Annotated in this window: 5 protein-coding genes; 2 read left to right on the forward strand and 3 right to left on the reverse strand. The window is 45.1% G+C overall.

Annotated features, from left to right (window positions below; all coding sequences use genetic code 11):
- Positions 1 to 198 precede the first annotated feature (198 nt).
- Entirely contained in the window at positions 199 to 300 is a 102-nt protein-coding gene (locus AB7U21_RS09065) for a hypothetical protein (RefSeq protein ID WP_428388465.1), read from the reverse strand.
- A gap of 234 nt (positions 301 to 534) precedes the next feature.
- On the opposite strand from AB7U21_RS09065, the gene AB7U21_RS09070 reads away from it, so the two are divergent.
- Both AB7U21_RS09070 and AB7U21_RS09075 read left to right on the forward strand, forming a co-directional pair.
- Positions 535 to 1,173 carry a hypothetical protein gene (locus AB7U21_RS09070; RefSeq protein WP_428388457.1) on the forward strand — a complete coding sequence of 213 codons (639 nt, stop codon included), beginning with the start codon at positions 535 to 537 and terminating at the stop codon, positions 1,171 to 1,173.
- Between the two features lie 717 nt (positions 1,174 to 1,890).
- Complete coding sequence (locus AB7U21_RS09075; RefSeq protein WP_428388459.1) at positions 1,891 to 2,367, forward strand: serine protease; 477 nt, start codon at positions 1,891 to 1,893, stop codon at positions 2,365 to 2,367.
- A 25-nt stretch (positions 2,368 to 2,392) separates the two neighbouring features.
- Here the strand turns inward: AB7U21_RS09075 and AB7U21_RS09080 are convergent, their stop codons facing one another.
- The gene (locus tag AB7U21_RS09080; protein WP_428388461.1) at positions 2,393 to 2,815 is read right to left on the reverse strand and encodes a secondary thiamine-phosphate synthase enzyme YjbQ; all 423 of its coding nucleotides are present in this window, start codon (positions 2,813 to 2,815) and stop codon (positions 2,393 to 2,395) included.
- Positions 2,816 to 3,015: 200 nt separating this feature from the next.
- Positions 3,016 to 7,206 carry an alpha-2-macroglobulin family protein gene (locus AB7U21_RS09085; RefSeq protein WP_428388463.1) on the reverse strand — a complete coding sequence of 1,397 codons (4,191 nt, stop codon included), beginning with the start codon at positions 7,204 to 7,206 and terminating at the stop codon, positions 3,016 to 3,018.
- Positions 7,207 to 7,399: the final 193 nt, after the last annotated feature.

The raw sequence follows: 7,399 nt of genomic DNA on the forward strand, positions 1-7,399 counted from the left end.
GTATACACCTATGATAATCTAAAAAAGGATGATTATTACCGCAATAGAGGGGAAATCTCAGAGGACCCTATTTTTAGAAAATAAGTAAAAAAACTTCATTCTCTCGAACGGTCCAGTTAATAGTATAGTGGCTACCAGCTCCCGTGCTATTGTCCGTAGGGTCTCATCGCCCAGTATCTTAACTGCACGGTCGCTCGTTTAAAGAGCATCATAGAACTCTATCTCATCTTCGGTAAGACCTAGTGCTTCTCCAAGCTCGGCAAGGTTAATGAGTTCCTTGATGACCTGAGCCGCTTTTATGGAACGGGTCTGTGGCTTCTTTGAACCACTTCAAGCATCTCGGAATTCTACAGAGCCCAGTTTTCTACTTATTGATAGTTATTTGTATTATCCCTCTCGTTATTCAAAAAACACACTTAGTTACTTACTTTTGTACTATCTTTCACATATCCCTTTATAATCACAGAACCGGCAGTTCGGCTCCTCCATTATATCAAAATCCTCATCTATTAAAATAATATATAAATATTATCAATGCCACCTGAAGACAACATCAATGGACCGGCCAGTTCCGAGAAATCCACTACTTTCTGCATACTTACAGAAGATGCAGTTTCTATCCGAAAAAGAGACATTATGATCGTAAGGCTGCTAATTTTATTCATTTTTGCATGGTATGTTTTTCTAGTATACTATCCGCCGGAAGAGATTGTCGGGTATTTGGGAGTACATAATACCTATCTAGTTGTTTTTCTGCTGGCTGCCATAGGCGGTGTATCTGCGTTCACTTCAACATCCTTCTACACAGCACTGGTCGCGATATCCTTAGGAGGAGTTGATCCGATATACATCGCAATTTTTGCAAGTGTAGGGCTTACATTTGGAGATATTGTATTCTATGTTGTCGGCAAAAAGGGAAAACAATGTGTTCCCTCAAAGTACGGAAAACATATAGGCCGATTTTTGCAATTAGTAAAAGTTGCTGGTGACAAGAACGTAGTTTTGCTAATATTTGTCTACTCACTGACTCCACTCCCCAGCGACATACTGGCAATTGGGCTTGCACTCGCGGGATTTCCCCTTAAAAAAATGGTCCCTCCATTACTTATAGGGAATTTTGTACTTATTCTTGTGCTGGCAGAACTTGCGATATATGGCTATCAGTTATTATAATCACCAGACAAAAAAGGATTAGGGGGCCTGTTGGAAAAGTCAGTTTACTTCAGATAAAATATGTATATGTAATGTTATAAAAAAATCCTTTTTGACTACGTAATCATTATCAAGGGATATATTCTATTATATGATGGCAATTAGGTACAAAATTTAATTAATAAGTAAGATAAATATATTCTGTAATCACTTCCAAACAAACGACATTCTTTTTTGGACCTGAAATGTATGAAAAAATGGTTATCTACAGAGCCCTTATTTCGATATTTTGATTAACTTCCCTTCCTTTATATTATTTCCCTCTCAGTGTATCGTATTGAAGCCCATGCCAAAACTCTACCATAATTTGTTTAGTTCTGCGTACTTTCCTATCACCTCCATGGTGGGCGGCCTGGGTCGCTTGCCATGATCACGGAGCGGGCAAAACGGTAAATCAGGTCAAGAGGTTGAGTTCTTCGGAGGTGTCATAGAGGTGAAGAACCTGCGAGACATTAAAGAAGCAGAATCCGGGAAGGGATTATAGAAGCCCCATTCATCCCGGTTGATAACCTGGATTTCAGAGGTAAGAGGTTTTCCCGATATGTTTTGTTGCAAGATCCGGAGAATATAGATGTTAATTCAGATAATCCAGCTGTGCTATAATTTATCATAAATACCATCAGTATCATACTATATAACAGATCAAACTAAAATCATCAGCACATAGATTAAAAGTTTATGATAAAATCAGGCGGGTCTTTTTTCTATAAGGGGAAACGCTGTGTAATTGGCGCTGTCATCTCATTAAAGGGATTGCATTACATAGTTGCAGCTTCTCATATATTTCATGGGACAGAATACCATGTAGAAGTGGATGGAAAGGAAGCTGCTGTCAAGATTTTTGTAAAAGATTTTGATCTGGCCCTGATAGAACTTCCTTCTGACTGCATAGTTGAAACAACCAACTTTGGCAAAGCAGTTGTATTGGATGATGCACTGCTTGCCAATGAGACGCATGTAATCGCATGCAGAGTGATCAATGCCGGATCTTCTTTGCTTTATTTAAGTTTCTTCTCTGATATGCCACAACCCGGAGATAGCGGTTCTCCTATCCTGCAAGCAGGTAAGGTAATAGGGCTTATATCATCGATGAGGCTTAGCACTTGCATGGGAACTGCAATCTCATCTGATGTTCTCATCAACATGATTAGATAAAGAAGATTGAAGAAACAAGATCCTTTTAGAATTCCCCTATTATTTGCAGCACTATCCTTCTTGTCTTTTCAATCCGGTCAAAATTTATGCATACTATCTGCTGCCATGTTCCAAGTGTCAATCTTTTCTCAACAAAGGGAACTGTAAGACTTGGACCGATGAACAATGCTCTTAAATGAGATCCACCGTTGTAATCTCCCCATGTTTTGTGATGAAAATAATCCTTATTCAGAGGAATTAGCTTATCAAGAGTTTCTGAAACGTCTTTTGAAAGGTTTGGCTCAAATTCCATTGTAGTTATTGCTCCAGTCGAACCAACGCAGAATACTGTAACTGTTCCATTTCTTATTTTTGAGTTTTTGACCTCCTCTGATACCATTTCACTGATATCGACTATTCCACAATCTTCTTTTCCAATGACTGATATTTCCCTTGTTTCTACAGGCATGAAATGATATTGGCAGGTCAGATTAAATATATTCTTGCAAGTTTTTTAAAAGTATGCCAGGTTTATAGTTAACACCTATTGTTTATAACGTACAATTGGTAAAATAGTATTTAGTCGACCGTGTGATCTATATGACAATTTTCAATCAAATATTGCCAACTATTAATAAAAAGTCTAAATGAAGAGGCTTACCAGCCCCTTCACGTCACGTTCATCTCTACGCCCTTCACTTCTGCACTGACCTCCGGGTTGTAGTAGGAGTAGGCTTTGCTTTCCTGGGCTGCTGCCTTTACAGGAAAAAGCGCTTTCATTTGCATGGTGAAGTTAAGCTCCTCGCCCACCTGCATCTCATCGATGTAGAGCACCACCTTGCGGCCTGCGATCTCATAGCGTGTGATGGTGTCGTTATCCTTGAGGACATCCAGGCTCGTTGTGACTGGACTGAAACCAGTGGGTACAGCGATATCCACTATCATCATGCCGCTGGAATTGACCATGCCCCCGATGCCATGCATGCCGTTGTACTTTACCCGCACATCTGCTGTCACGATGTCATCCACAGCCACTTTCGTGGCATCGTATGTTACGTTAAGCTCTATCTCGTTCTGCTCCACCACATCCGGCAGGATCACATTGAACTTCTTCACAAGTTGGTAGCTCACTTCTCCCTCGCCTTCGATACCCAGGGTCACCTGCTTCGTATCCACAGGCACTTCCACTACCTGTACCACATCGAAGTTCTGCGGAGTGATCCTTACCTCTCTAAGCGATGTATTGTCAGCCATCACCGACACCGTGGCATCGATATCCCTGCCAGCCGAAGCCGCAGCGGTCATGAGAGCTCTGAAAGCCATCACAGTATCCTGAGTGCTGGAGAAACCGCCCTGAGCATTCCTCTGTGCAGCTATCCACTTAAGAGACTGGCTTGCAGTCGGATCCCTGGCTTCAATAAGAGCCAGCGTTGCATATGCCGTAGTCTCCACATTCTTGCTCGAAGGCATTATTATGCCATAGGTATCATAACCATAAGGCCTGGATACCTGAGCTTCATCATATCCCCAGTAAGTACCATCCTTATCCTGTTTTGCCATTGTCAGCAGCTTGTCCATAGCCTCGTCAGCTTTGGAACTGTCCAGTTTCTGCAAGGCCAGCGTACCGATGGCAAGAGCATACGGATCGTCCTGTGCGGCCAGATTAGCTTCCAGATACTGCTGAGCCTTTGCCATTACCTCCGGGCTGGTATCTCCATATTCCTCAAGCGCCAGCGTGGTATAAGCTGTCAGAGCGTATGCACCATCCACCCCCCCCATCATGTCCTGGTGTATGACAAAGCCCACCGATTCCCATGAACCATCAGCCTGCTGGTGGGATTCTATCCAGTCAGCAGCCTCCTTCAATACATCCTCATCTATGGTAGTGATATCCCTGGCACCGCTGAACTGTGACAGCACAAAGTCAGTAAGCCACAGACTGCCCTCCCCGTCACTTTCCCCGAACGCAGAGAAAGAACCGTCAGCATGGCGGTAGGTCAGCTCGCGCTGGTAGCCGGTAATAATGTATGTTTCGGCCTTCGCCCGGATCTGCGGATTCTCCTGGCCTGTAGCCTTCAGGTACCGCAGCACTTCCACATCCGTGGAGAACAGCATCATGTTCTGTTCACCGCAGCCATAAGGCATACCCAGCAGGTCATCCACACCGCTTATGGTCTGTGCCACAATGCTTGGTGTAAAACTCACCAGGATCTTGCCTGAATCCTTCACCATATCAAAAGGCAAACCAGCATCCAGCACCACCGAAGCATTGTCAAGGATGCCATTATCCACCACCTCTCTGGTCGCACCTTCAGGTTCCACAATGATATCTTTCTTCACAGCATCCGCCTTTTCTGTGGTCTGACCTGTGATCTCAATGACATGGGTGCCTATCTGTGTTGGCCTGATGGTGAAGCTCACAGAGCTCACACTGTTCGGAGCCACTGTCACCTGCTTTTTATCAGTACCCACAAGCTGGAACCAGTCCTCGCCTTTCAGGGTGAGGAAGACCTGCTGCTCCTTATCCAGATAGTTATACACCTGTACTTGTACCGGGAACTGCTCGCCCCGTATGACAGCATACGGCAGGTCAGGGTCAATGAAGAACTCCTGGAACACCTTGAGCTGGGTTTCGGAAATGCCTATACCCTGCGGTCCCGAGGATACTGCATGCAATCTCCAGGTGGTGATACTGTCAGGTGCGTTCAGATCAAGGTCTGCTTTTCCGCTGCTATCGGTGAGCAGGTCGGGTATCCATATCCATGTTTCAGGGAAGAACTGACGTACCCTCTGTACCTCAGCAAGAGGCTGGTCAGGCCCGACTGACCCCGGAGATGCGGTTGGAGCGGGGACATTGGGCTCTACTGCAGCTTCCTCCTGCACTGCCACATCCATGCCCTTTCCACCAAATCCGTCCATCACCATCTCTTCCTGCGGAACTTCCACCTTCGGAACATTCAGTTCAGGTGAGGCCATGACCACCATGCCCGCATTGTCAAGCACATTGTAGGCTCCTTCCTGATACCAGTAGTATGTGGGATGGGCCTCAGCCAGAGGCTCCATGAAGCGCTTTTCGAGCTCGCTGAACACCTGTTGCAGGTTAAGCCTTCCTTCGCTGAGAGCATACACAGACTCATCCACAATGGACACACCTATCATGGCTTGGCTGCCCGCATCAAAGTTCACGGTCACATTATCCCCCGGCTTCACCTCTCCCTCGCTGAAGCCCGAAGCCAGGTCTACCTGTGTCTTGAATTGCACATCAAAGGGCAGCACATCTGCAGAGACCTCATTGTTGGGATTGATCATGTACGCCACTACTTTTGCAGTGGGGCTCATCTGTGGAGTTACAGGGATGCTTATATCCGATTCGCTGCTTGTGGCAGAATATACTGTCCTGCCGTTGGCAAACACATCATAGAATACAGTTCCCTTGTTGGTGGAGTACACTTTGAACGTGATGGATTCACCCACTTTCGGAACTCCCTCGCTGGTCTGGCTGATGTGTATGAAACTGGCGGAAGGTGAATATACAGCGTTGAGGTTTGCGTATGCATAAGCATCCTGCACGTCTACTGAAAGGTCAAGTGCCTGAGCATTGGCAGGCACATTATAAGTTAGCAGGTACGTGCCGTTCTGGGTCTTTATAGTATCCTGCTGCGTCTCCTGATTGTAATTCTCATCAGTGAAACTTGCAGTGATACTTACATCGGTATCTACAGGTTTACCTCCGGGGTCCTGGGTCACGAGCAGCACCTGCAAAGGCATCCCGGGTTTTATGGAATTAGACTCGGGTATGAGTTTCAGTACTACAGGCGACTGGGCGACAGTGAGCAGCTGTGTGGACCTTTCACTGTGACCTCCGGTATCGGTTACAGTTATATTTAGCATAAGGCTTCCTTGTCCCTCTGCACCGTAAGTGCCCGCTGCATATCCCACCTCCGGCAGTTCAAGATCCACTGAACCGTTCTTGAGCGCAGATGTGAAGGTGGCATATTGTTCCCAGGTACCTACGTAGCGCATGGCATCTACGGTCACATTGCCTTCTACAGTTTTCCCGAAGAAATATTCTGCAGATACAGAGCCTGTCACCGGTTCAGATACAAGGAACCAGTCTTTAGGAGTGGTGACCTGTACATCGAATTTGGGCAGCACGTATTTTTCCACGCGGATGTCGACTTCTGAACCGGAACTGCCTGAAGTGGCTTTTATCTTCCATGTACCCAGATTGAGTTCTGATGCCAGGGGCAGGTCAAAGTAGGTTACACCATATTCATTGGAGGTGAGGTTCTCTTTGAATACCTTGACACCCTTTGCGTCAGCGATCTCCACCATGGTCTGTTGCTCAACAGGTAACAGATTATTGTTTACAGTGAGCAAGCGGCCGTGTATTGTCTGTCCGGGTTTGTAGATGGGTTTGTCGGTTTCGATAAAGATGGGATTGTTCCTAATTACTTGTAATGTGGTCGTGAACTCTGTATCTGAACCTGCGGGTTTTGCGGTCAGAGTGTACTGCCCTTCTTTTATCTCTGGCACTTCGAAGGAAGCCACTGCATTACCTGCATCTGAAGTTGATGCCTGTACCAGTGGGATAACCTTATTGTTCGCATCTTTAAGCGTGTAATCCACACATCTGACAACAGGCTGGCCTTCATTGAATGCAGCCATGGTCACAGCACTTTCCCCTCCTGAAAAAAGTGTCTTAGGTGCAAGTATCAGGAACTCATCACCTGAAAACGATGCACCATCACTGCATTGACCTGCAATGTTGGAAGGCAGGTCTTTTGAGTTCAAACATCCTGAAAGAAAGATAGAGATCAACAATAGTGATAACAGCAGAAGTCTTGACCTTTTTGACATGGTAGTTACTCCCATTCTTGCATTTATATGTTAGAGTGGGTTAAACTGCTGTATATACTTTACTTAAACTTCAAAATAGTTCTAATTTATCACACTGGGCAAAAAGTTATTAACTCATTTGTGTTGCATACAAAATACCTAAATCACAATTAAAATATCAATTATGCTTACAATAAATCTTTCTTTATAATAT

Source organism: Methanomethylovorans sp. (assembly GCF_050177135.1).
In the GTDB taxonomy this organism is placed as follows: Archaea; Halobacteriota; Methanosarcinia; order Methanosarcinales; family Methanosarcinaceae; genus Methanomethylovorans.